The organism is Arenibaculum pallidiluteum (assembly GCF_017355985.1).
Classification (GTDB): domain Bacteria; phylum Pseudomonadota; class Alphaproteobacteria; order Azospirillales; family Azospirillaceae; genus Arenibaculum; species Arenibaculum pallidiluteum.
Genome location: NZ_JAFIQU010000002.1, coordinates 557,503 through 580,900, shown reverse-complemented (window position 1 = coordinate 580,900; position 23,398 = coordinate 557,503). Strand labels below are relative to the sequence as shown.

The following is a 23,398-nucleotide window of genomic DNA, read 5'->3' as shown; positions in this document are numbered from 1 at the left end:
GTACCCGGCACGCGCTGCACCACCTTCACCCAGTTTCCGGTGGCGTTCTGGGCCGGCAGCAGCGGGAACTCGGCCCCCGTGCCGGCGCCGATGCTCTACACATGGGCCGTGAAGCTGCGGTCGGGATAGGCATCGAAGGCGGCGGTGGCCGGCTGGCCCACGGCCATGTGGGCCAGGTCGGTCTCCTTGAAGTTGGCCTCGACCCAGGATTCCCGGGTCTCGACGAGGCTCAGGACCTAGGTGCCGCTCGGGATACACTGGCCGACGAGGAGACGGCCGGTCTGGCTGACGATGCCGTCGGCCGGCGCGCGCACCGTCGCGTGCTCGAGGTCGAGCGCGGCCTTGTCCCGGCGCGCCAGCGCCTCGGCCACCTGGGGATGCCGGTCCGTGGCGACGTCCGGGTCGCCGCCCAGGGCCGCCCGAAGCTCGTTCAGCGCCTCGTCGTAGCGGGACTGCGCCGCACAGCCGTTCCTGGTCAGCGCCTGCTGGCGGTCGAAGTCGTGCTGGCGGTATTCGACCTCCTGTTTGGCGGCGCGCCGGGAGGCCAGGCTTTCCTGGTAAGCCGCCCAAAGCTGCTCGACCTGAAGGCGCGCCGATGCGATGGCGGCATCGGCCTGGCGGACCGCCACCTCGAAGGGGGCGGGATCGAGACGGAACAGCAGGTCCCCCGCGCCGACCTGCTGGTTCTCGTGCACGGCCACCTCGACGATGCGCCCGGACACGTCCGGGCTGACGGCGACCTTGTCCTGCGGAGATAGGCGTTGTCGGTCGCGACGTGGCGTCCCCCGGTCACCCAGAGATAGCCGCCGCCGACGGCGAGGGCGATCGGCAGGGATGCCATGAGCGCGAAGCGGCGCCAGCGGGTCGGGCGCCTGTCTGCGGCGGTGGTGCGGACGGAGAGGGTGTCGGTTACTGGGGCAGGCCTTCTCGGCGGCGGCGCTGGTCAGGAAGCGGTGACGGAAGCTCGGGCTGGTGCTCGGGCTGACGGTCCGAGAGGTTGGCGCGCAGGCGGGCGAGGCCCTCGGCCATGATCGCGCGAACCCCCGGGTCCAGCCCCTCCAGCCCCTCGGCGTGGACCTCCTCGGCCAGGGCGCGCATGCGGGCGAGCACCGGGCGCGCCTTGTCGGTCATGAAGAGCAGGCGGGCGCGGCGGTCCGCGGGATCGGGCCGGCGGCTGACCCAGCCGCCTTCCTCCATCCGGTCGACCAGCCGGCACAGGGTGATGGGCTCGACGTCCAGGAGGTCCGCGAGGCTGGACTGGTTCGCCCCCTCGTTGCGGGCGAGGCGGGCCAGAAGCTGCCATTGCGCGCGCGTCAGGCCGAGATCGCGCGCCTTCTGGTCGAAGCGGCGGCGCATCAGCCGCGCGGCGTCGCTCAGCAGGAAACCGAAGCTGTCGGCGGGGGGCACTTTTTCCATGCGCTAGATATTATGAGCGTGCTTCTAATATGCAAGCAACATGGACCGTCGTCGCGAGCGGGCGCGGCGCCGGGCTCGCGCCGGGCAGGCGGACGGGCACCGCGGGGAGCGCCGGCTTCGCGTGGAATCGAAATGGGGAGGGGCGGCGCCGGGCCGGCGCTTCCGACGGCGCAGCGGCGCTGGAGCCGCCGTCAGGCCGTCGTTTCGGGCTCGAGCAGGATGCGCGGCAGCTTGAAGGTGATGCTCTCGGTTCCGATCGAGATTTCCTCCACCGTGACGTCACGGTGGGCGCGGGCGTCGCGCAGGATCTCTTCGATCAGGACCTCGGGCGCCGATGCGCCGGCGGTGATGCCGAGCCGCCCTATGCCGTCGAGTTCCGACCAGTCGATCTCGTCGGCGCGCCGCACCAGCCGGGAGGCGGGGCAGCCGTGGAGCTTCGCGACCTCGACCAGCCGCATGGAATTCGAGGAATTGGGCGCGCCCACGACCAGCAGCATGTCGACCTTGGGCGCGATAGCCTTGACGGCCGCCTGCCGGTTCGTCGTGGCATAGCAGATATCCTCGCGGCGCGGGCCGTGGAGGTTCGGGAAGCGGGCGCGCAGCGCATCGACCACGCGCGCAGTGTCGTCCACGGACAGGGTGGTCTGGGTGACGTAGGCGAGGTTGTCGGGATCCTTGACCTGCAGCGCCGCCACGTCATCCAGGTCCTCGACAAGCAGGACCGTGCCCTCGGGGAGCTGGCCCATGGTCCCGATCACCTCGGGATGGCCGGCATGGCCAACCAGGACAATCTGCCGCCCCTCGGAGAAGTGGCGCTCGGCCTCGCGATGGACCTTGCTGACCAGCGGGCAGGTGGCGTCCACGTACAGCATCTCGCGGCGCCGGGCCTCGGCGGGGATCGACTTCGGCACGCCATGGGCCGAGAAGATCACCGGGAATCCGTCGGGCACCTGGTCGAGTTCCTCGACGAAGACGGCTCCCTTGGCTTCCAGGCTCTCGACCACGAAGCGGTTGTGCACGATCTCGTGCCGCACGTAGACCGGCGCGCCATACTTCTCGAGCGCGACCTCGACGATCTGGATGGCGCGGTCCACGCCCGCGCAGAAACCGCGGGGACTGGCCAGCAGGATGGTGAGCGGGGAGGTGCTCATGGTGTCGGGCTCGCCTGGGGGCTGATGCGCGGCCGGCTTGTGCCGGCCCGATGCGCCCACTAAAGTCGCGGGGCCTCAGGAACCTAGTCACGAGAGACCGCCTTGTCCACGAAGACCCGCCTCGCCCATCCCAAAGGGTCGGGGGCCGAGGGGCGGCGCCTGTCCGCCGTGCTCGCCGCGCTGACCCTGCCCGTGCTGCTGGCGGGCTGCTCCAGCCTGTTCGGCGGCGACGACGAGGAACGGCAGGCCGCGCAGGCGATGGCGCCCGCGCGCTGCCCGCGCGTCGCCGTCCTGCGGGACGCCTCCGAGGTGACGGAGTTCCGCCAGGGCGCCGGCCGCGACCTCACCGACGTGCTCTCCCGCGCGGCGGTCGTGGACTTCAGCGGCAATTGCCGCCCGGAGCAGGGCCGCGTCACCGTCGACTTCCGCCTGGTCCTCGGCGCCGAGCGCGGTCCGGCCTGGCAGGGCCAGCAGCCGACCTACCAGTACTTCGTGGCGGTCGCCGACCAGCAGGGCCAAGTGCTATCCAAGCAGCTCTTCGACGCCCCAATGCAGTTCGCCGAAGGCCAGAGCCGGACCGGCTCCATCGAGGAGCTCAGCCAGACGATCCCGCTGCCGGAGAACCGGCGTGCCCAGGACTACCAGGTGTTCGTGGGGTTCCAGCTCACCCCCGACCAGGTCCGTTTCAACCGGTCGAACCGCGCCTTCTGAGCCGGGCATGCCGGCCTTGCGCCTCCTGCGGGTCCTCGCCGCGCTGACGGCGCTGGCGGCTTCGTCCGATGCCCTCGCGCAGGAGTCCGGCCGCGAGCGCCGTGGAGAGCCCGGGCGCTTCGACTACTGGGTGCTGAGCCTGTCCTGGTCGCCGGCCCATTGCGCCGAGGAGCCGGACGCCGACCCGCGTCAATGCGGACCCGGGCGGCGCTTCGCCTTCGTGCTGCACGGGCTGTGGCCGCAATGGGAGCGCGGCTCCTGGCCGCAATACTGCGCGGTCGAGCAGGACGTCCCCCGCGAGGTCCCCCGTGACGTCGAGGACGCGATGCTGCCGGTCATGCCGAGCCGCGGGCTCGTCCGGCACCAGTGGAACCGCCACGGGACCTGCAGCGGCCTGAGTGCTGCGGAGTATTTCCGCCTCGCGCGCGAGGCCTTCGGGCGGATCCGCATCCCCGAGGCGCTGATCTCGGCCCGCCAGCCCGTGACCCTGGAGGTGGATGCTGTCGAGCGCCTGTTCGCCGAGGTCAATCCCGGCTTCTCCGAGGAGAACGGCGCGGTGGTCTGCCGCAAGGGGCTCCTGGCGGAGATCCGCATCTGCCTCGATCGGAAGCTGGGCTTCCGCAACTGCGGCCGCGGCGTCCAGGATCGCTGCCCGCTCGGCGAGGCGACAATACCCCCGCTGCCGTGATCACTCGGCGGCCTCAGTCCCGCCAGTCCTCGGGCCGGGCGATCCCGTGCCGGCGCGCCGCGGCGTCGAAGGCGCGGTCGTAGATCAGCCGCCAGGCGCTCTTGCGGGGCCCATCGCCCCGCAAGCGGGCCTCGGTCTCGGCAGCGAGCTCGGGCGCATGGCGGGCGACCGTTTCCGCCGCCGCGGCGACCTGCGCGCGCAACCCCGCGACCCGGGCCTTTTCGAGCGCGAGCTCGTGCCGCAGCCTTTCGATCTCGTCGATTTCGCCGTCCGGACTTCCGTTCATGGCGCGCCTCCCGGGGTGAGCGAGCGGAAATGAATGCCACGGAGCGTCCGGAGCTCCAAGACCGCACGCCGGGCGATCAGTCCCGGTCCGGCGATCCCGACGCGGGCGGCGTGTCCGGCGGCGCGCCGCCTTCGCCGGTCCAGTCGTCCGTGACGAGGCTCTGCGCCTTGCTGACCTCCTCCACCTCCTCGGGTGTCGGCGGGCGCGGCACCTTGGCCTGCCCGCGCTCCGGCGCGCGTTCGGGATCCTCCTTCGATGCCGGGTCCATCGCCTTCTCCTGTCGATTGCCTGTGACGTGAACCCGCAGGAGCCGCACCCGTCCCATGTGTTCACCGATTCTTTAGCGGCGCTGCACGACCGTGCCCGCCCAGCCCGCGTGGTTCCGACGGGCTGGCAGGGAGTCCGGCACATGCGCTCATTTCGCCCGTCCATTCGTATCGTGATCGGCCTTTGCCTCGGCGCGGTGGGGCTGGGCGCCTCGATCCTGGCGGCGACGCTCGCCGGAGAGATCGCGTCGACCAACAGCCAGAGGCAGGCCGAAGGCCGGGTGCATCGGCTCGCCCAGACCATCCGCGAGAGGCTCGACGACGGGCTGGCTGAGCGCGAGCGCGAAATCTCCGTTGCCGCATCGATGCTGTCGGTGCTGAGCCCGCTCCTGGAGCCCGGCACCTCCCAGGACGTGCGGCGCGCCTGGCTCTCGAAGATCTCGGCGAGCTATCCGCTCTACGCCTGGCTCGGCCTCGCGGACCAGCAAGGGCAGGTGGTGGTGGCCGCCAACGGCCTGCTGGAGGGGCGCAGCGTCGCCGAGCGCGACTGGTTCCGGGCCGGGCTCGAAGGTCCCGTTCTGGGAGACGTGCACGAGGCCAAGCTCTTGGCAAGCCTGCTGCCGCGCGAACGGGCCGACGAAGCCCTCCGCTTCGTGGACGTCGCCGCGCCCATCCGCACGGTCGAGGGGAAGGTGGCGGGCGTCCTCGGCGCGCACCTGCACTGGCGCTGGGCGGAGCAGATCGGCGCCGCGGTCCTCGATGACTCGCCATACACGATCGACGACCTCTTCTACGTGCTGTCGCGCGACGGCAAGATCCTGATCGAGCCGCGCGGCCAGGAAGCCAGCCGGCCTTCGGCCGAGGCGCTGCAGGCGGCTGTCCGAAGCGGTTCGTCCGAGGTGGTCGGTGCCGAAGGCAGGCGGTTCCTGATGGGCCTCTCCAAGCCGGCGGGCGCTCAACCGGCCCTTCTTGGCTGGACCGTGGTCGTGCTGGAGGATGCCGAGCAGGTCCTCCGCCCGGTCCGCGAGATGGAGCGGCAGATCCTGACCACCGGCGTCGTGGTCGGCCTGTCCCTGGCCATCCTCGGCTGGCTTCTCGGAGCCGTGATCGCGGCTCCGCTGGAGGCCATCGCGGCCGGCGCCCGCCGGATCCGGGAGACTGGAGGAGCACTCAACTTCGTCGGCGGCATCACGGCCGAGATCCGCTCGCTTGCCGACAGCCTGGCCGAGCTCACCGGTGAGCTCGACGCGAGGCAGGAAAGGCTGCGTCAGCTCAATTCCACGCTGGAGGTCCGCGTCAGCGAACGCACCGAGGCGCTGTCCGCCACTAACCGGCAGCTTGCCCTGCGCGAGGCGGAGCTGCGCGCGGTCTTCGACAGTGTCGAGGACAGCATCGTCACCATCGACGCCCGCGGCACGATCGTCGGATGCAACGCCAGCGCCGAGCGCATGTTCGGGATCTCCGCCAAGGACCTCCTGGGGCGCGATGTCTCGACCCTGATGCCGGAGCCTTTCCGCAGCGCCCATGGTGGCTATCTCGCGCGCTTTTTCGCAACTGGAGAGGCCAAGATCATCGGCAAGGGGCGGGAGGTCGAGGGCATCCGCGCGGACGGCTCGGTATTCCCGCTCGACCTCTCTGTCAGCGAGACCAGCTTTGGCGGCGAGCGCCGGTTCGTCGGCGTCATGCGGGACATCACGCAGCGTCGGGCGGCCGAGCGCGCCAAGAGCGAATTCGTCTCCACGGTCAGCCATGAGCTGCGCACGCCCTTGACCTCGATCGCAGGCTCGCTGGGCCTGCTGGTCGGAGGGGCCGTCGGGCCCGTGCCGGACAAGGCGATGAACCTGCTTGGAATCGCCAGGAAGAACAGCGAGCGGCTGGTCCGCCTGATCAACGACATTCTCGACATCGAGAAGATCGATTCCGGCAAGCTCGAGTTCAAGTTCCAGCCGGTCGACCTCGTGGAGCTCGCCCGGCAGGCGGTCGAGCAGGACCGCCCCTTCGCGGAGGGCCTGGGCGTCACGCTCGATCTCGCCCCCGGACCCGACCGGCTCATGGTCAATGCCGATCCCGCGCGGATCGGCCAGGTGATCGCCAACCTCGTCTCCAACGCGGCCAAGTTCTCGCCCCAGGGCGGTACCGTCACCGTCGCGGTGGCGCACCGGGCCGGCAGCGCTCGCCTGTCCGTCGAGGACCGGGGGCCCGGCATTCCGGAGGCGTTCCGGAGCCGGATCTTCCAGCGCTTCGCCCAGGCCGACAGCTCGGACACCCGGCGGACCGGCGGCACGGGGCTCGGGCTCAGCATCTCGCGCGGGATCGTCGAACGGCACGGCGGGCGCCTCGGCTTCGAGACCGAGACCGGCCGCGGGACCGTCTTCCATGTGGACCTTCCCCTGATCCCCGAGGCGGGGCAGGGCAATACGACGCGGCCGCGGATCCTCGTCTGCGAGGACGACGTCGACATCGCCGAGGTCCTGCGGCTGTCCCTCGAGCGAGACGGGTTCGCCGTGGACACGGCGCATCAAGGGGCCGACGCGCTGCACCTTCTGGCGTCGCAACGCTACGCGGCCATGACCCTGGACATCAATCTGCCTGACCGCTGCGGCCTCGATCTCGCCCGGGAGATCCGCGAGATGCCGAATGGCGCCAGCCTTCCAATTCTCGTCGTCTCCGCCCGAGACGGCGCCGAGAGCGGCGGGGCCGCGGTCCTGGACTGGTTCGGCAAGCCCGTCGACATGGACCGCCTGGTGCAGACGCTGCGCCAGGCCGTGCAGGGCCGGTGGTCCGATCTGCCGGAGATCCTGCATCTCGAGGACGATCATGACACCGTCCAGCTCGTCCGTGTCGCGCTCGAAGGCATCTCGCGCGTCACCGGGGCGCGGACGCTGGCGGAGGCGCGCGGACTGCTGGCCGAGCGCAGCTTCGACCTGCTGCTTCTGGACCTGGACCTGCCCGACGGATCAGGGCTCGAAATCCTGCCCCTGACCGACCGCGAGGCGCCCCTGCCGGTGGTCGTCTTCTCGGCGATCGATGTCGGCTCCTCAGCGGCACGGCATGTCGAGCGCGTCGTGACGAAGTCGCGCACGGATATCGGCGAGCTGGTGGCCACCATCCGATCGGTCCTGGATGGGCAGCGAACCACGCGGAAGGAGACGATGGATGCCTGATGAACTGGTCCGACTGCTGCTGGTGGAGGACGACCCTGACATCCAGGAGGTGGCACGGATGAGCCTGGAGCTCGTCGGGGGCTTTTCCCTGACCGTGTGCTCCTCCGGCGCGGAGGCCCTTCGGGTCGCGCCGACGAGCGGCGCGCAGTTGGTGCTGCTCGACGTCATGATGCCGGGCATGGACGGGCCCGAGACACTGGCGGCACTGCGCGGGCTCGACGGGTTCGCCCAGGTTCCGACGGTCTTCATGACCGCCAAGGTCCAGCCCACGGAGGTGGCGCGCTTCTTGGAGCTGGGCGCTGTCGGCGTCATCGCGAAGCCGTTCGACCCGATGGCCCTGCCGGACCAGGTCCGCAGCCTCTGGAGGAACGCTCATGTCTGAGGGGCCGGTCGAGGCGCGGCTGGCTGCCCTGCGCGAGGCCTATCTCGCGCGCTGTCGGCTTCGGGTCGAGCGCGTCCGGATCCTTCTGGTGGCGGTGGCCGCGGCGCCGGACGCGTCGGACGAGCCGCTGGCAGAGCTGCTCCGCATCGGCCACGAGCTCCATGGCAGCGGCGCGAGTTTCGGCATTCCCGAGATCAGCACCTGGGGCGGCCGGCTGGAGAGCCTCTGCGGCGCCGCGCTGGACGGCGGGGCGGAAGGGCGGCTTGCCGACCTGTCCGCGCTGGGCTCGGCGATCGACGGGCTCGACCGGGCCTGCGCCTCCTGAACGGTGCGGGCGCCCCCGAAGGGCTCGTCAGGTGAGGGCCCTGCGGGTGCGGACCGGTGCCGTCAGCCTGCGGACCATCCCGATCAGCTGCTCCTCGGTGAAGGGCTTGGCGAGGCAGGGAACGACAAGCTCGGACGGCGGGCGCGCCGACATCACCACCACCTGTATTCCCAGCCTTTCAAGCACGTCGCAGGCGACGTCGTAGCCGACCGGCGCCGCCGTCAGGAAGAGGTCGATGAGGCAAAGGTCGGCGCCCTCGGACCTCGCGAGGGCGATGGCCTCCGCCGGGTCTGCGGTGATCCCGCACACCACATAGGCGTTGCGCTCCAGCCAAGCCGCGATCAGGGCGGCGAAGATGGGGTCGTCCTCGACGACCAGGATGCGGGCCATGGCTTTCCGCTGGACGATTGTTGACGCGGCCGACTACCGGCCGGGACCCATACATTAGTCGTAACGCGTTAATGCACAAATACATAGTCGGTGACTTCGGCGCGACCGCTGCCTCGGCCGTTGCCTCGATTGACTTTCCAGCTTCAGACGGTAGCCTGTCGGCACATGCTGACGACCCCTCGCGGGAGAGACCGGCCGGTGCCGGCGCCGAAGGAGCAACCGCCCCGGAAACTCTCAGGCAGAAGGACCGCAGGGGGAAGCACTCTGGAAAGCAGGGAAGCCGGAATCGGCGACCCTCACCGACGGAGTAAGCCGGGATCCCGATCCCGGTGAATCTCTCAGGGTCCGCGACAGAGGGGGCTTTCGCCGCGCTTATCCGCGGCATGGTGCCCTGTCGGAGGACTCCTGGTGGCCGAATCGAATGATGGTCTGAAGACGACGCCTCTCCATGCCCTGCATCAGGAGCTCGGGGGGCGCATGGTGCCCTTCGCGGGCTATGCGATGCCGGTGCAGTATCCGCTCGGCATCCTGCGCGAGCATCTCCATACCCGTGACAAGGCAGGGCTCTTCGACGTCTCGCATATGGGCCAGCTCCGCCTGCGCGGCGACGACCCCGCGGGCGCGCTCGAGACGCTGGTGCCCGGCGACCTGCGTGCCCTGGCCGAGGGGCGGATCCGTTACACCCTGCTGACCAACGAGCGGGCGGGCATTCTTGACGACCTGATGGTGACCAGGGCCGCCGACCACCTGTTCGTGGTCGTCAACGCCGCGACCAAGGACGCCGACATCGCGCATCTGCGCACTGGGCTCGGCGACCGAATCGAGATCGAGCATCTCGAGGATCGCGCGCTGCTCGCCCTGCAGGGGCCGGCCGCTGCCGCCGTGCTGGCGGGCTTCGTCCCGGACGCGGCCGCCATGGCGTTCATGAGCGCGCGTGCTCTGGAGATCGGCGGCATCCCCGCACTGGTCAGCCGGTCCGGCTATACCGGCGAGGACGGATACGAGATCTCGGTCGAAGCGGCACGTGCGGAGGATCTCGCCCGCATGCTGCTTGCGAGGCCCGAGGTCGAGCCCATCGGGCTCGGCGCACGCGATTCGCTCCGCCTAGAGGCGGGCCTGTGCCTGTACGGGCATGACATCGACGAGACCACCACGCCGGTCGAGGCGGCGCTGACCTGGACGATCTCCAAGCGCCGCCGCGCCGAGGGCGGCTATCCCGGCGATGCCGTCGTGGCGGCGCAGCTTCGCGACGGTCCGGGGCGGCTGCGCGTGGGCATCCGCCCCGACGGCCGTGCGCCGGCGCGCGAGCACACCGAGATCACCGGCGCCGACAGCGCGAAGCTGGGCGAGGTCACCAGCGGCGGCTTCGGCCCAACGGTCGACGGGCCCGTCGCCATGGGCTACGTGCCCGCCAGCCTCGCCGCGCCAGGAACGCCCCTGACGCTGCTCGTGCGCGGCAAGCCCCTCCCGGCGCGAGTGGCGACGCTGCCCTTCGCACCCCATCGCTACCACCGCGGCTGAGCCGCCCTCCGAGGAACGGAACCATGACCATGCTGAAGTTCACCAAGGACCACGAATGGATCCGTGTCGAGGGCGACACCGGAACCGTCGGCATCACCGACTACGCCCAGCAGCAGCTCGGCGATGTCGTCTTCGTCGAGCTGCCCGAGGTCGGCCGCAAGCTCGAAACCGGCAAGGAGGCTGCCGTGGTCGAATCGGTCAAGGCCGCCTCCGAGGTCTACGCGCCGGTGGCGGGCGAGGTGGTCGCCGTCAACGACGCGGTTGCCGGCGATCCGTCGCTGATCAACAGCGCGGCCGAGGGAGACGGGTGGTTCATGCGCATCCGGCTCGCCAACCCGTCCGAACTGGACGGGCTGATGGACCGCGCCGCGTACGATGCCTATGTCGAGGGCCTCGCCTGATGCGCTACCTGCCCCTCACTCCGGAGGACCGGCGCGAGATGCTGGGCGCCATCGGGGTCGGCTCGGTGGACGAGCTGTTCCGCGACGTGCCCGAGGCCGCGCGCCTGAAGGGCCCCATCGAGGGCCTTCCCGCGCACAAGGGCGAGCTCGAGGTCGAGCGGATCCTCTCGCGCATGGCGGCGCGGAACGTAACCGCCGGCAGCGCGCCCAGCTTCCTCGGCGCCGGCGCCTACCGCCATCACGTCCCGGCGGCCGTCGACCATCTGGTCCAGCGCGGCGAGTTCCTGACATCCTACACGCCCTACCAGCCCGAGATCACCCAGGGTACCCTGCAGGCCCTGTTCGAGTTCCAGACCCAGGTGGCCCTGATCACCGGGATGGATGTCGCCAACGCCTCCATGTATGACGGCGCGACCGCCTGCGGCGAGGCGGTGCTGATGGCGCAGCGCGTGACGCGGCGCAGCCGGGCCGTGCTCTCTGGCGGGCTGCACCCGCACTATGCCGAGGTGGCGGCCACGCTTGGCCGGCACCTGGATCTGGAGACGCGCATCATGCCCCCGGCGCCCCAGGGCGGCGAGGACCTGATGGCCGAGGTCGACGAGCGCACCTCCTGCGTTGTCGTCCAGAACCCGGACGTCTTCGGGAACGTGCGCGACTACACCGAGCTGGGTGCGGCCTGCCGCGCGAAGGGCGTGCTGCTGATCGTGGCGGTGACCGAGGTGGTCTCGCTGGGCCTGCTGCCGCCACCGGGCGAGATGGGCGCCGATATCGTCGTGGCGGAAGGCCAGTCCATCGGCAATGCGCTGAACTTCGGAGGGCCCTATGTGGGCCTGTTCGCGACGCGCGAGCGGTTCGTGCGGCAGATGCCGGGACGCCTCGCCGGCCAGACCGTGGATGCCGACGGGCGGCGGGGCTTCGTCCTGACGCTGTCCACCCGCGAGCAGCACATCCGGCGCGAGAAGGCGACATCCAACATCTGCACCAATTCCGGCCTGTGCGCGCTGGCCTTCTCGATCCACATGACCCTGCTCGGGGAGGTGGGATTCCGGAACCTGGCGCGGATCAACCACGCCAACGCCGTGAAGCTCGCGGGCAAGCTCGCCGCGGTGCCTGGGGTGCAGGTCCTGAACGACGGCTTCTTCAACGAGTTCACCCTGCGCCTGAACCGGCCTGCCGCCGCCGTGGTCGATGCGCTCGCCGCCAAGGGCGTGCTGGCCGGCGTTCCGGTCTCGCGCCTCGCGCCCGGCCGCAAGGAGGTCGAGGACCTGCTTCTGGTCGCCGTCACCGAAACCAACACCGAGGACGACATGGACGCCCTCGCCGCCGGCCTTCAGGAGGTCCTGCGATGAACAACCAGGGACGCCCGACGTCCATCCCCTCCGCCTCCGGCGAGGTGGCGCCGACGATCAGCGGCAACCGCGCGCTGCAGATCGAGGAGGCGCTGATCTTCGAGCAGGACAGCCCCGGCAGCACCGGCGTCGACCTGCCCGAGCCCGCCACCGACGAGCTCCGCCTGGGCGGGCTGCGCCCGCGCGGCCAGATCGGCCTTCCCGGCCTGGCCGAGCCGACCGTGGTGCGCCACTACACGCGCCTGTCGCAGAAGAACTACGCCATTGACCTCGGCCTCTATCCGCTGGGCTCGTGCACCATGAAGCACAACCCGCGGCTCAACGAGCGCATGGCGCGGCTGCCCGGCTTCGCCGACATCCACCCCCTGCAGCCGCAATCCACGGTCCAGGGCGCGCTGGCGCTGATCGACGAACTGGCCGGCTGGCTCAAGACCCTGACCGGCATGCCGGCCGTTGCCATGTCGCCGGCGGCCGGTGCCCAAGGCGAGCTGTGCGGGCTGATGGCGATCCACGCGGCACTGGACGACCGGGGCGAGGGGCACCGTCGCCGCGTGCTGGTGCCCGAAAGCGCGCATGGCACCAACCCCGCGACGGCGGCGCTGGTAGGCTTCACCATCGACCCGATCCCCGCCACCGCGGACGGCCGCGTCGACCTGGCGGCGCTCGAGGCCAAGCTCGGTCCCGACGTTGCCGGCATCATGCTGACCAATCCCAACACCTGCGGCCTTTTCGAGCGGGACATTCGCCGGATCGCCGAGCTGATCCACGGAGCGGGCGGCTACTTCTACTGCGACGGCGCGAACTTCAATGCGATCGTCGGGCGCGTGCGTCCGGCCGATCTCGGCATCGACGCCATGCACATCAACCTGCACAAGACCTTCTCGACGCCCCACGGCGGCGGCGGGCCGGGCTCGGGCCCGGTCGTCCTTTCGGACGCGCTGGCGGCTTTCGTGCCCTTCCCCCACGTCGCCCACGGGCCCGACGGCTTCCGCCTGATCGAGGGACCGCAGGACCCTGGCGCGACCGGCAAGGAATTCGGCCGGCTCAAGGGCTTCCACGGCCAGATGGGCATGTTCGTGCGGGCCCTCGCCTACATCCTGAGCCACGGGGCGGACGGGCTGTGGCAGGTGGCCTCGGACGCCGTGCTGAACGCGAACTACGTGATGGCGCGCCTGCAGGACGTGATGACCCCGTCCTTCGACGGACCCTGCATGCACGAAGCGCTGTTCGACGACAGGTTCCTGAAGGGGACGGGCGTCACGACGCTCGACTTCGCGAAGGCCCTGATCGACGAGGGCTTCCATCCCATGACCATGTACTTCCCGCTGGTCGTGCACGGAGCGCTGCTGATCGAGCCCACCGAGACCGAGAGCAAGCGCGGCCTCGACCAGTTCATTGATGTCCTGCGAGGTCTCGCCGCCCGGGCCAGGGCGGGCGAGGCCGAGGCCTTCCAGGCGGCGCCGCGCCTGACCCCGCGCCGCCGGCTCGACGAGACCCTGGCGGCCCGCAGGCCGGTGCTGCGCTGGCAGCCCGAAGCGCCGCAGGCCGAAGCGGCGGAGTAGGCGCCGGAACGTTCCCGGGGCGGCCCTCGCGCCGCCCCGGAAATGTCGCATCCCGGTCGCCGGAGCCGCCGGGAACCCGAACTGGGCATCGTTGTTACGCCTGTGCGCGACCCCGCTCCGGACCGGAGAGGCGGCGGGCGCGGCCTCTGCCGCGGTTCGGAATGCTTCCGGCGGCGGGTCCGGATCGCCCCGAGCTTCCCCGATCGCGTCCGGCCTCGGACCCCCGTCCAAAGGCCGGTCCATCCGGCGGCTGCGCCCGGACGCGCCGGGCTTCGGGAGATCTGCAATGGCCCAGGTTCATGCTGCGGCCGCGGCGCCGCGCCACCGGTTCTACCGGCACCTCTACGTCCAGGTTCTCTTCGCTATCCTGCTCGGCGTGCTGCTCGGCGTCTATTTCCCGCAGACCGGCGAGAGCATGAAGTGGCTCGGCGACCTCTTCATCAAGCTCATCAAGATGCTGATCGCGCCGATCATCTTCTGCACCGTGGTGCACGGCATCGCGAGCATGGAGGACATGCGCAAGGTCGGCCGGGTCGGGCTCAAGGCGCTGATCTACTTCGAGGTCATGACCACGCTGGCCCTGGTGGTGGGCCTGGTGGTCGTGAACCTCTGGGGACCCGGCAGGGGAATGAACGTCGATCCCGCGACCCTCGACGCCTCGGCGATCTCCAGCTTCACGAACCAGGCGCAGCAGCAGTCGACCGTCGGCTACATCCTGCACATCGTCCCCGACACGGTGGTCGGCGCCTTCGCCGGCGGCGAGATCCTGCAGGTCCTGTTCGTCGCCCTGCTCTTCGGATTCGCGCTGTTCAGCCTGGGTGAGCGCGGCAAGCCGCTGCTCGGCATCATCGACCAGACCGCCCACGTCTTCTTCAAGATCGTCGGCATCGTGATGCGCGTGGCCCCCATCGGCGCATTCGGAGCCATGGCCTTCACCATCGGCCGGTACGGCATCGACACCCTGTTCTCGCTCGGTCAGCTGATGGCCGCCTTCTATGCGACCTGCCTGATCTTCATCTTCGGTGCACTCGGGCTGGTGGCGCGCCTCTGCGGCCTCTCGATCCTGAAGTTCATCCGCTACATCAAGGAGGAGCTGCTGATCGTGCTCGGCACGTCCTCGTCGGAATCGGTGCTGCCGCGCATGATGGCGAAGATGGAGAATCTCGGCTGCCAGAAATCGGTGGTCGGGCTGGTGATCCCGACGGGCTATTCCTTCAACCTCGACGGCACCTGCATCTATCTGACAATGGCGGCGGTGTTCCTTGCCCAGGCCACCAACACCGACCTCACGCTGGGCCAGGAGATCGGCATCCTCGCCGTGCTGCTCCTGACATCCAAGGGTGCGGCCGGCGTCACCGGCAGCGGCTTCATCGTGCTGGCCGCGACACTGGCATCGGTCGGCACCATCCCGGTGGCGAGCATCGCACTGATCCTGGGAGTCGATCGCTTCATGTCCGAGGCGCGGGCGCTGACGAACCTGATCGGAAACGGCATCGCGACCGTCGTGGTGGCCAAGTGGGAAGGCGCGCTCGACACGACCCGCATGAACCGCGTGCTCGACCAGGAGACAGAGGAGGAGGCCGACGCCCCCGAGGACGCGCTGGTCGAGGAGGAGGAAGCCCACGGCATCGGCGCAGGGAGGGGCGCCAGCGCCCAGGTGTGACGACGGGCATCAGCCCGAAGGCGGGAGCGAAGCCGATCCCGAAGCGTTGAGGTCGTGCAACCACTGCAGGACGCGCGATGACGACGCTTCGGGACAGCATCCTCGACCTCAGCCGCCAGGCGCGGACCGGCGCCTTGTCACCCTGGTTCGCCCGGCAGCTCGACAGCCAGATCGACCGCGGGCTGTTCCTGCCCGAGGACGGCCTGGCGGAGGCGGGCGCAAAGCTGCTGCGTTCGCTGAAGCGCTACCGGACCGAGGCCGGGGTGGCCACGGCCGTGCTCGGCATGTCGGGCGGCGTCGACAGCGCGCTCACGGCGGCCCTGCTGAAGCGGGCGGGCTGGCGTGTTATCGGCTTCACCCTTCCCATCGACCAGGTGCCCGAGGAGACCGAGCGCGGCGTCGAGGCCTGCGCGGCACTGGGAATCGAGCATCAGCATATCGACCTGTCGCGCCAGTACCACGCCCTGGTCGGCGAGCTCGCATCCCTCGACCCGCGGATCGCGGAGGGGGACGACGAGCCGCTGCGGACCCGGAGGGGGAACATGCGGGCCCGGCTGCGCATGATCACGCTCTACGACCAGGCCCACCGCTTCGGCGGGCTGGTGGCGAGCACCGACAACTTCTCCGAGCTCGGCGCAGGGTTCTGGACGCTGCACGGCGACGTTGGCGACCTGGCCCCGGTCCAGTCGCTGCTGAAGTCGTGGGAGGTGCCGTGGATGGCCCGTGCCTATGGCGTCCCGGAGCGGACCTGGCGTGCGACACCGACCGACGGGCTCGGCATCGGCGGGGGCGACGAGGCGCAAATCGGCTCCACCTACCTGGAATGGGACCTGATGGTCTTCGCGCTGATGGAGACCGTGCTCGGCGATCCCTCGGCCCGAGCCGAGGGCCTGTCCGGCCGGCTCGGCATTGAGGGCGACGCGCGGGCCGAGGCGGTCCTCGGCACCGTGCTCCGGCGCCTTGGCCGGACCTGGTTCAAGCGGGTCAACCCGATCCGCCTCGGCCATCCCGCGGCCGACCGCTTCGGCCCGCTGGATGCGCTCGATGCGCGGCTGTTCCGGCCGGCGGTGCTGCGGGAGGAGGAGCAGGTCTTCGGCTTCCCGGCCGATGCCGAGACCATGGCCAAGCGCCTGGTGGCGGCGCTGCGCGCCTCGGGCGACCGCATCGTGACCGCGGAATCCTGCACCTCGGGTCTGATCGGCTCCTGCGTCGCCTCGGTTCCCGACAGCTCCGAGGCCTTCGCGGGCAGCTTCGTGACCTACCGCACCGAGATGAAGACGGACGTGCTGGGTGTTCCGGAGGCCCTGCTGCGCGAGCGCACGCCCTACGACCCAGAGGTGGCGCGGCAGATGGCGCTCGGCGCCCTGCGCGAGGCGCCGCATGCCACCATGGCGCTCGCCGTCACCGGCGTGGGCGGCCCCGGGGCCGACTGCGGAAAGCCTGCGGGCCTCGTCTACGTGGCGGTGGTCCGGCGCGATGCCGAGCCCCGGGTCGAGGAGCACCGCTTTCCGGGCTCACCCAAGGAGGTCCTGGCGGCGACGATCCGCCGCGCGCTGGCCATGGGGCTCGCCATGGCCGCCGGAGTGCCGCCCGGGCCTGCGCCAGCCCAGTGACCCCTCGACGATCAGGTGGAGGACCGAGGCCGCCAGCGCCACGACTCCCACGGCGACGGAAGCCCGCAGGAAGCGCGAGGCGTCGCCGTGGATCGCGAATTCCCACCAGAGCTCGTCCCGGAACTCCACATGCTTGTAGGAGAAGAGGCCGAGCCAGAGCGCGCTGCCCAGGGCCACCACCACGGCCACGAACCAGCCGGTGGTGAAGGGCTGTGCCAGCAACGCGCCGCGCCGATGGAATTCGCCGCGCGCGGGCAGAAGCGCCAGCAGGATCAGTCCTGGCACGATCGCCACGTGCCAGGCGCCGCCCTGCAGCAGCGCGGCCAGGGCGCCGAGGGCGAGGAGCGGCAGCGACAGGACCCAGGCGGCGTGCAGCCGGCGCTGGATCGCGTGGGACAGCAGGATCAGCAGGACGCCGACGACGCTGCCCACGAAGTGCGACATCTCCAGCAATGGTAGCGAGACCACGTGCAGGGGATCGGGCAGCGTCTCCTCGGGCGTGGCATGGGAGAGCAGCAGGAAGGCGCCGGTGACGAAAACGCAGACCGCGAGGCCAGCGGGAACAGCGGGGCCGATCAGCGCGGCGGCGCCGCGCGACAGGCCAGCCACACGATGCCGCGCCCGCGCGGCCTCGATCCCGCCGAAGAGGAGGCCGGCCGCGATCAGCGGGGCCAGGTAGTAGATGACGCGGAAGACCAGCAGGCCGGCGACGATCTCGCTTCCGGGCATCTTCGCCGACAGACCCACGAGCACGATCGCGTCGAAGACGCCGAGCCCGCCGGGGACATGGCTGATGATGCCCGCGACCAGCGCCAGCCCGAAGACGACCAGCGTATCCAGGTAGGTCACCGTGTCGGAGACGGGCAGCGACAGGTACAGGACCAGCGCCGCCAGCACCAGGTCGCAGAGGCCCAGCCCGACCTGCGCCGCGGCGATGCCGGGGCGCGGGAACGCGATCTCGCGCCTCAGGACGCGCACCGGCCGGCGCAGCACGAAGCCCGCGCAGACATAGGCTACCAGCGCCGCCACGGCCGCCGCTCCCAGCGCCGTGACCATGCCTTCAGGCACGCCGACCGCCGCGAAGGAGGCGGGATCCAGCGCCATGGCGATGGGCACGACCACCACCAGCCCGATGGTGAAGGTGGTGACCACGAACAGGGTGATCTGGGCGACCTCGAAGCCGGTCAGCCCCAGCGGCGCGTAGAGCCGATAGCGGATCGACGCGCCAACCACGCTCGCGAAGCCGAGGCTGTGGCTGAAGGCGTAGCTGGTGAAGGCGGTCACCGCGACCCAGCGGAAAGGCAGACTCCGCCGCAGATGCCGCAGCGCCAGCGCATCGTAGAGCGTCAGCACCGCGTAGCTGACCATCGCGACGGCCGAAGCCGTGGCGAGCTGCCCTACGCCGACCTGACCCAGCGCCGCGCGGATGTCCTCGACGCTGTAGCGGTCCAGCCATCGGTCGAGGATGACCAGCGCGCCGCCGAACAGCGCGATGACGAGCAGGCCGGTCGCATAGTGCAGCAGCCGCCCGCCGGCCGTCTGCGGCCGGATCGCCGCCGGGTCTCCCGACAGCGCCGCCGGCCCGGAGGCGCCTCCGCGCGGATCGGCTGCGTGCTCCGTTCGCGCCATGAGGCCGACTCCCGAAGACGTGCGGTTGATCGCCCCGCTGTCAGCAGGGGCGCCAGCACAACATCGGCCCGGTGCGCCGTGTTCCCGGCGGATTTCCGGTTTGCCCCGGCCGCGGCGCGTCAGGGCTTCCTGGGCTCGGGCGCGATCGTCACCGTGCCGGCGGCGGTCCGGGCGGCAAGGCCCGGGCGGTCCATGTCCTCGGCGGAGGCGGGCGGCTGGGCGAAGCGGCCGGCGACGGCCGCACGCACGACATAGGCGAGCCTGAACCGGCGCGTCCCCGGCGCGGGGTCGAGGGCAGCGACCAAGCGGTCCTCGCGCCGGCCGAGATGGCGCACCGGGCTGAGCTCTCCCAGCCAGCCCAGGCCCCCGGGCCCGCCGCCGTCCGGCCGCTTCACGCTCTCGATGACGAAGCCGGCGGGAACCAGTTCGGTGACCAGGACCGGACACGTGCCGCCCTCGGGGCACTGGCCCTCGACGAGGACCACCAGCCGTTCGCCCTGGCGCAGCGCATCGAGCCGCGCGGGCCGCCCCACCGTGTCGAGGACGCGGCGGGACAGGCTCATGCCACCGGCTTCGGGGGCCGGCGGGACACCCGTACGGCGCGTCGTCAGCGTCACTGCGAGCGGCCTGTCCACGGCTTCCACCGCAGGCAGGGGGGCGCCGGGATCCAGGCGCCTGTGCACGGGCCGCTCGGCCCGGATCTCCTGGCCATCCAGACGGAAGGCGAAGGCGCCTGACAGGGGTGCGATCGCCTGGGCTGCCTGGATCGCGGCGGCGCGCTCCTGCGGGGATATCCGGTCGGCGGCAGCCGCGACGTCCTGGGCCAGGGCCTCGGCACGGACCAGCAGCGCCTCGCGCGGGGCGAGGCCGTGCTCGGCCAGCAGCGCCAGGACCAGAAGCCGGTCGCGGAGCGGCGAGCCCCAGTCGCGCAGGCCCGCGGACTCGTCCCGGTTCCGGTCCGCGCGCTCCAGCGCCCCTTGCCCGGCTTCGGGCTGGCCGAGGGCGGCGAAGGCCGCCGCCAGATGCGCGCCGCCGAGCGCGGTCGGGAGCGCGTCGGCGCCGCCCGTCAGGAAGAACTTCAGCTCCTCGGGGTCAATCGCCTTCGCGCGCGCCAGGACATAGTAGGCATAGGCGCGCGCAGGCAGCTCCGCCGGGTCGAACCAGTCCATGTCCACGAGCACGTTCAGCCAAGCCTGGGCCTTGGCCAGGCGCGGCTGCGGCACGTTCAGGCCGGCCTCGCGGGCGCGCTGCAGGAACTCCACGGCCTGCGCGGTCAGCCACGGCTCGGCCACCCCGTCCGGAGCCCAATGGCCAAAGGCGCCGTCGGGGCGCTGGAAGGTCAGGAGGCGGTCGGCCTCCGTCTGCACGAGGCGCCTGAGCGCCGCCTCGTCGGAGGAGCCCAGCGCTGCGGCGGGCTCCAGCGCGCGCAGCAACGGCAGGGCGGCGGCCAGGATCCGCTCGGCGCCCGTGGACCCCAGGTCCAGCCCGCCGAGCAGGCGCAGAAGGCCGAAATCGGGCAGCGGCGACACCGTCAGGGCCCGTGGCTGGTCCGGGGCGGCGTCCTCCGGAAGGCCAGGCGTGCCAGCGGCGCCGGGCCCGATTCCGACGGTGAACGATGCCGCCGGGGCCGGAGCCGAGCCGCGCACCGGCAGGGACCAGTCGCGCGTCAGCGAGAAGCCGTCCGGGCCTTCCAGGTCGAGCCGCAGCGTTCCCGGGCCGGTGTCCATCGCCTCCAGCGTGACCGCGCCATCGGTGCGCCGGGCCGCCAGGGCGCCCGCACCGCTGACCGCGGCCTTCCAATCCTCTGGCGTGCCCGTACCCGGCAGGAACCCCAGGGGCAGCACGGCGGAGTCACCGCGGCGCAGGAAGCGTGGCGGCTCGAAGGCGACCGCCGCGGGTTCGGCCAGGTCGACCGAGGAGACGGCGTGGCCCATGCGCCCCGCGGACCAGGCGATCGCGGTGAGACGCAGGCGCCCGGCAAAGTCGGGCAGGGCGACTGGCACCTCGGCGCGGCCGTCGGGCCCCACCCGCACCACGGCGGATTGCACGGCCGCGGTGCCGCGGCCTGGGAAAGCCAGGGCGGGGGTGGGGGCCGGGACGGGGGCGTCCTGCGACTGGGCCGCTCCGGCGGAAGCCGCGGGCATCCCCCGGAACTCCGGCTGTACCAGGCGTCCGAAGACGTCGCGGACGGCAATCCGCAGCGGACGCCCGCCGAGCATCCGGCCCAGCGGATCGGCGGGCGGCTCGCCGCCATAGGCCAGCAGCGCCTCGTCCACTGCCGCGACGGTGACGAAGACCGGCGCGCCGTCCTCGGCGCCGCGGACCTGCAGGCGCAGGGGCAGGGTTGTCCGTGGACGGGCTTCCGGCGGCTCCTCGAAGGCGACCTCCAGCCGGCGCGGCGCGGGATCGAGGGCCAGCCAGGCCTGGCCGAGGGCGCGTCCGGGCGCACCGGGCTTGCGTCCGTCGGCCGGCGCGAAGGCGGTGGCGAGCACATGCGCGCCGCCGGCCCAATTTCCGTCCACCGGGATCTCGAGGAAGCCGCCTTCGGGGCCGATGCGGCGCGATGCCAGCCGGTGCAGCCGCCGGTCGGTCGCGACAGCGACCAGGACCTGGCTTTCGTAGGGCGGCCGGACAAAGACGCGGGCGGTCTCTCCCGCGGCATAGCGCGGCTTGTCGATACGCAGCTCGACCGCGTCGGGCTGCTCGTCCGCGATGGGCGCCACCCACCAGCCCGCCGTGAAGCGGATGCTGCTCGCCGCTCCGGTCGCTCGGTCGAAGACCTCCAGCCGGAAGCGGCCGGCGCCGACGGGCTGTTCGATCACCACCGGTCCCGCGGCCTTCGTGTTCACCGTGCCGCCCGCGAGGCGCCGGTCCCGGATGCGGGCCCGGTAGTCCCAGCGCCCATTCGCCTCGAACCAGTCGTGCTCGACGATTTCCTCGAACAGCTCGTAGGCGAGGCCGGGATGATCCGTCTGGGCGCCGGCGGCGTCCACAGCGATCACCTCCACCGCAGCCGTCGCGTTCTCCGGGACCGCATCGCCGTCGAAGCGCGGCCTCAGCCCGATCGCCAGCGGCTTGCGCCGCACGGGCAGCACCAGGCTCCCGGTCGCAGTGCCGCCGCCGAGGTCGACCGCCGAGACCGAGATCAGGGCCTCCATGGGATGGGTCAGATCGGGGATCTCGCCGATCGGCACGTTCAGCCGGGCGCGGCCATCCGGACCGGTGGTGAAGCCGGGCAGGGACCGCCGGAGGGTGTCGATGCCGTCCTGCTCCTGAACCAGGCCGAATCGGTAGCCGCCATGGCCTGGGAACGGCGCCTCGGTCGGCCGCAGCGTGATCGTCATCTCGCCGGGCAGGTTGGCCGCGGGCTCGCCATCCGCCAGCCGCGCCTCGACCGTCAGGGAGGCCGTTCCGCCCTCCTGCAGCGGCGTCTCGGCGGCAGCGACCGACAGGGCGAGACGGGGCAGCACGAATTCCTCGACCCGAATCGGGATGGACCCGGCGGCGGGCCCTTCGGCCTCCAGATGGGCCGAGATCGTCCAGGCCCCTGGCATGGGCGCCGGGGGAAGCTGCAGGGCGGCGACGAAGCCTCCGGCACCGGTCTCGCGCAGCTCCTGCTGCTCGACCTCGAGCCCGTCGGGCCGGGTAAGCTTCAGGATCGCCGGGCGTCCTCCCACCGCGCGCCCGGCCTGGTCGCGCAGCAGGACCACCACGTTCGCCGTCTCGCCGGGCCGGTAGGCGCCCCGGTCCGGGCGCAGGAAGGCCCGCGCTGCGCCCGCAGGCTCAGTCGGCCGGACGCCCGTCGCCGCGAGGTCCAGCAGGTTGAAGTCGCCATCGTGGGTCGCGACCAGCGCCTGGGCTGCGGTGACGCCGGAGCCCTTGAAGGCCTCGGCCGGAAGCCGGGCGATACCCTCCTCGTCGGTGCGCACGCGGCCGAGCTCGGAACGGTTGTGGGCGAGCAGGCGCAACTCGGCATTCGCGACCGGCGCCGCCGTCCGGACCGAGCGCACGAAGATCGTCAGCCCATCCTCGCCCTGAAAGGTCGTCATGCCGATGTCGGAGGAGACGAACCACTGAGTCGCCCGGCCGGCCCAGCCGGCGGGCGGGTTCTCGGCGTCGTCGGCGACGGCCACGTAGACGCCGGGCTTCGGGTCGGCGGGCAGCGCGCCGGTCGGGAGCTCAGTCAGCGCCACCTGATTGCGCGGTGCGTCGACCGACACCTCCCCCTGCCAGACCGGCTGACCGGCCTTGTCCAGCAGCTCGCCGACCTCGGCCTCGGACAGCGCGTGGCCGACGCGCCCGAAATAGGCGCGTTCCACCAGCTCGCGATCCTCGATCCTGAGGACGGCCAGGCGGACCCGGCGGATGTTGGTCGTGCGCAGGGCCAGGTTTTCCCCGTCGACCCGCGGCAGAACGTAGCCACCGTTGCGGAAGGCGATGGTCGCCGCACGGTCGGGCACGGCGACTTCGAATCGCGCCTCTTCGGGCAGGCGGGCGCCCTGCGCCCCCGGCAGGCCCGCGGCCAGCCGGACCGTGTAGGACTCACCGTGGGCGAAACCCTCCAGGCAGAGGCTCCGATCGCGGACGACGGATGTCAGCGGCACCGCCGGCTGGACGGCCACATGGCGTGCATAGTCCCGGGCCTGGGGGCGCTCCAGCCGGCGGGTGAAGGTGAAGCAGGCCTGGGGCCGATCGCGCTCGGCCACCACCTCCATGCCCTGCACGGCGAAGGCGGGGGGCTCATCGGGCCGCGCCGCCTGCGGCCATGCAGGGGCCGTGGTCGCAAGCAGGGCGGCCAAGGCAGGCGCGAGCAGGCGCGTCATGATGGGCGGGACCTCGGAGGCGGGCTGCCGGCGGGAGTGCTGGAAGGCTGCGCGTTGG

19 protein-coding genes and 1 riboswitch are annotated in these 23,398 nt (G+C 71.5%); of the genes, 11 read left to right on the top strand and 8 right to left on the bottom strand.

Annotated features, from left to right (window positions below):
* Positions 1 to 236: 236 nt before the first annotated feature.
* The 3 genes from JUB13_RS06700 to ispH form a co-directional block, all read right to left on the bottom strand.
* Complete coding sequence (locus tag JUB13_RS06700) at positions 237 to 722, bottom strand: HlyD family secretion protein (RefSeq protein ID WP_207478003.1); 486 nt, start codon at positions 720 to 722, stop codon at positions 237 to 239.
* Between the two features lie 187 nt (positions 723 to 909).
* Positions 910 to 1,416: a MarR family winged helix-turn-helix transcriptional regulator gene (locus JUB13_RS06695; protein WP_207478002.1), complete on the bottom strand. Its 507-nt coding sequence runs from the start codon at positions 1,414 to 1,416 to the stop codon at positions 910 to 912.
* A gap of 191 nt (positions 1,417 to 1,607) precedes the next feature.
* Positions 1,608 to 2,567 (bottom strand): 4-hydroxy-3-methylbut-2-enyl diphosphate reductase, encoded by a 960-nt coding sequence (gene ispH, locus JUB13_RS06690; protein WP_207478001.1) that lies wholly within the window; start codon positions 2,565 to 2,567, stop codon positions 1,608 to 1,610.
* Between the two features lie 102 nt (positions 2,568 to 2,669).
* On the opposite strand from ispH, the gene JUB13_RS06685 reads away from it, so the two are divergent.
* Entirely contained in the window at positions 2,670 to 3,278 is a 609-nt protein-coding gene (locus tag JUB13_RS06685) for a hypothetical protein (RefSeq protein ID WP_236024758.1), read from the top strand.
* A 7-nt stretch (positions 3,279 to 3,285) separates the two neighbouring features.
* A complete protein-coding gene (locus tag JUB13_RS06680; RefSeq protein WP_207478000.1) occupies positions 3,286 to 3,966 on the top strand; it encodes a ribonuclease T2 family protein in 681 nt (226 codons plus the stop codon).
* A 13-nt stretch (positions 3,967 to 3,979) separates the two neighbouring features.
* Here JUB13_RS06680 and JUB13_RS06675 read toward each other — a convergent pair whose 3' ends face one another.
* Both JUB13_RS06675 and JUB13_RS06670 read right to left on the bottom strand, forming a co-directional pair.
* On the bottom strand, positions 3,980 to 4,252 hold the full coding sequence (locus JUB13_RS06675) for a hypothetical protein (RefSeq protein WP_207477999.1): 273 nt from the start codon (positions 4,250 to 4,252) through the stop codon (positions 3,980 to 3,982).
* Positions 4,253 to 4,328: 76 nt separating this feature from the next.
* Positions 4,329 to 4,520, bottom strand: coding sequence for a hypothetical protein (locus JUB13_RS06670; RefSeq protein ID WP_207477998.1), 192 nt, complete (start codon positions 4,518 to 4,520; stop codon positions 4,329 to 4,331).
* 141 nt (positions 4,521 to 4,661) lie between these two features.
* On the opposite strand from JUB13_RS06670, the gene JUB13_RS06665 reads away from it, so the two are divergent.
* The 3 genes from JUB13_RS06665 to JUB13_RS06655 are packed head-to-tail and all read left to right on the top strand — an operon-like array spanning position 4,662 to position 8,389.
* On the top strand, positions 4,662 to 7,682 hold the full coding sequence (locus tag JUB13_RS06665; RefSeq protein ID WP_207477997.1) for an ATP-binding protein: 3,021 nt from the start codon (positions 4,662 to 4,664) through the stop codon (positions 7,680 to 7,682).
* The gene (locus JUB13_RS06660; protein WP_207477996.1) at positions 7,675 to 8,064 is read left to right on the top strand and encodes a response regulator; all 390 of its coding nucleotides are present in this window, start codon (positions 7,675 to 7,677) and stop codon (positions 8,062 to 8,064) included. The genes JUB13_RS06665 and JUB13_RS06660 overlap by 8 nt, the downstream gene beginning before the upstream one ends.
* Positions 8,057 to 8,389 (top strand): Hpt domain-containing protein, encoded by a 333-nt coding sequence (locus JUB13_RS06655; RefSeq protein WP_207477995.1) that lies wholly within the window; start codon positions 8,057 to 8,059, stop codon positions 8,387 to 8,389. Before JUB13_RS06660 ends, JUB13_RS06655 begins: the two co-directional genes overlap by 8 nt.
* Before the next feature lie 27 nt (positions 8,390 to 8,416).
* On the opposite strand, the gene JUB13_RS06650 is transcribed toward JUB13_RS06655, so the two are convergent.
* A complete protein-coding gene (locus JUB13_RS06650) occupies positions 8,417 to 8,779 on the bottom strand; it encodes a response regulator (protein ID WP_207477994.1) in 363 nt (120 codons plus the stop codon).
* 172 nt (positions 8,780 to 8,951) lie between these two features.
* Positions 8,952 to 9,039, top strand: a riboswitch (glycine riboswitch).
* A 148-nt stretch (positions 9,040 to 9,187) separates the two neighbouring features.
* On the opposite strand from JUB13_RS06650, the gene gcvT reads away from it, so the two are divergent.
* From gcvT to nadE, 6 genes are all read left to right on the top strand, one after another.
* Complete coding sequence (gene gcvT, locus JUB13_RS06645) at positions 9,188 to 10,300, top strand: glycine cleavage system aminomethyltransferase GcvT (RefSeq protein ID WP_207477993.1); 1,113 nt, start codon at positions 9,188 to 9,190, stop codon at positions 10,298 to 10,300.
* 23 nt (positions 10,301 to 10,323) lie between these two features.
* Complete coding sequence (gcvH, locus tag JUB13_RS06640; RefSeq protein ID WP_207477992.1) at positions 10,324 to 10,701, top strand: glycine cleavage system protein GcvH; 378 nt, start codon at positions 10,324 to 10,326, stop codon at positions 10,699 to 10,701.
* Positions 10,701 to 12,050, top strand: coding sequence for an aminomethyl-transferring glycine dehydrogenase subunit GcvPA (gene gcvPA / locus JUB13_RS06635; RefSeq protein ID WP_207477991.1), 1,350 nt, complete (start codon positions 10,701 to 10,703; stop codon positions 12,048 to 12,050). The genes gcvH and gcvPA overlap by 1 nt, the downstream gene beginning before the upstream one ends.
* Positions 12,047 to 13,612, top strand: a complete 1,566-nt coding sequence (gene gcvPB, locus JUB13_RS06630; protein ID WP_207477990.1) for an aminomethyl-transferring glycine dehydrogenase subunit GcvPB — start codon at positions 12,047 to 12,049, stop codon at positions 13,610 to 13,612. Before gcvPA ends, gcvPB begins: the two co-directional genes overlap by 4 nt.
* Before the next feature lie 286 nt (positions 13,613 to 13,898).
* Entirely contained in the window at positions 13,899 to 15,275 is a 1,377-nt protein-coding gene (locus tag JUB13_RS06625; RefSeq protein WP_207477989.1) for a dicarboxylate/amino acid:cation symporter, read from the top strand.
* Between the two features lie 77 nt (positions 15,276 to 15,352).
* Positions 15,353 to 16,888, top strand: coding sequence for an NAD(+) synthase (nadE, locus tag JUB13_RS06620; protein ID WP_207477988.1), 1,536 nt, complete (start codon positions 15,353 to 15,355; stop codon positions 16,886 to 16,888).
* Here the strand turns inward: nadE and JUB13_RS06615 are convergent.
* Positions 16,790 to 18,517 (bottom strand): lysylphosphatidylglycerol synthase domain-containing protein, encoded by a 1,728-nt coding sequence (locus JUB13_RS06615; RefSeq protein ID WP_207477987.1) that lies wholly within the window; start codon positions 18,515 to 18,517, stop codon positions 16,790 to 16,792. The two genes, nadE and JUB13_RS06615, sit on opposite strands and share 99 nt — an antisense overlap.
* A gap of 119 nt (positions 18,518 to 18,636) precedes the next feature.
* Complete coding sequence (locus tag JUB13_RS06610) at positions 18,637 to 23,340, bottom strand: alpha-2-macroglobulin family protein (RefSeq protein ID WP_207477986.1); 4,704 nt, start codon at positions 23,338 to 23,340, stop codon at positions 18,637 to 18,639.
* Between the last annotated feature and the right edge of the window lie 58 nt (positions 23,341 to 23,398).

Excerpts from the sequence above, each read along its gene's own strand:
- JUB13_RS06665 (WP_207477997.1), top strand. The coding sequence starts at position 4,662 with ATGCGCTCATTTCGCCCGTCCATTCGTATCGTGATCGGCCTTTGCCTC.
- ispH (WP_207478001.1), bottom strand. The coding sequence starts at position 2,567 with ATGAGCACCTCCCCGCTCACCATCCTGCTGGCCAGTCCCCGCGGTTTC.
- JUB13_RS06670 (WP_207477998.1), bottom strand. The coding sequence starts at position 4,520 with ATGGACCCGGCATCGAAGGAGGATCCCGAACGCGCGCCGGAGCGCGGG.
- nadE (WP_207477988.1), top strand. The coding sequence starts at position 15,353 with ATGACGACGCTTCGGGACAGCATCCTCGACCTCAGCCGCCAGGCGCGG.
- JUB13_RS06675 (WP_207477999.1), bottom strand. The coding sequence starts at position 4,252 with ATGAACGGAAGTCCGGACGGCGAAATCGACGAGATCGAAAGGCTGCGG.
- JUB13_RS06615 (WP_207477987.1), bottom strand. The coding sequence starts at position 18,517 with ATGGCGCGAACGGAGCACGCAGCCGATCCGCGCGGAGGCGCCTCCGGG.
- JUB13_RS06655 (WP_207477995.1), top strand. The coding sequence starts at position 8,057 with ATGTCTGAGGGGCCGGTCGAGGCGCGGCTGGCTGCCCTGCGCGAGGCC.
- JUB13_RS06680 (WP_207478000.1), top strand. The coding sequence starts at position 3,286 with ATGCCGGCCTTGCGCCTCCTGCGGGTCCTCGCCGCGCTGACGGCGCTG.
- gcvPB (WP_207477990.1), top strand. The coding sequence starts at position 12,047 with ATGAACAACCAGGGACGCCCGACGTCCATCCCCTCCGCCTCCGGCGAG.
- JUB13_RS06650 (WP_207477994.1), bottom strand. The coding sequence starts at position 8,779 with ATGGCCCGCATCCTGGTCGTCGAGGACGACCCCATCTTCGCCGCCCTG.
- JUB13_RS06660 (WP_207477996.1), top strand. The coding sequence starts at position 7,675 with ATGCCTGATGAACTGGTCCGACTGCTGCTGGTGGAGGACGACCCTGAC.
- JUB13_RS06610 (WP_207477986.1), bottom strand. The coding sequence starts at position 23,340 with ATGACGCGCCTGCTCGCGCCTGCCTTGGCCGCCCTGCTTGCGACCACG.
- gcvPA (WP_207477991.1), top strand. The coding sequence starts at position 10,701 with ATGCGCTACCTGCCCCTCACTCCGGAGGACCGGCGCGAGATGCTGGGC.
- JUB13_RS06695 (WP_207478002.1), bottom strand. The coding sequence starts at position 1,416 with ATGGAAAAAGTGCCCCCCGCCGACAGCTTCGGTTTCCTGCTGAGCGAC.
- gcvH (WP_207477992.1), top strand. The coding sequence starts at position 10,324 with ATGACCATGCTGAAGTTCACCAAGGACCACGAATGGATCCGTGTCGAG.
- JUB13_RS06625 (WP_207477989.1), top strand. The coding sequence starts at position 13,899 with ATGGCCCAGGTTCATGCTGCGGCCGCGGCGCCGCGCCACCGGTTCTAC.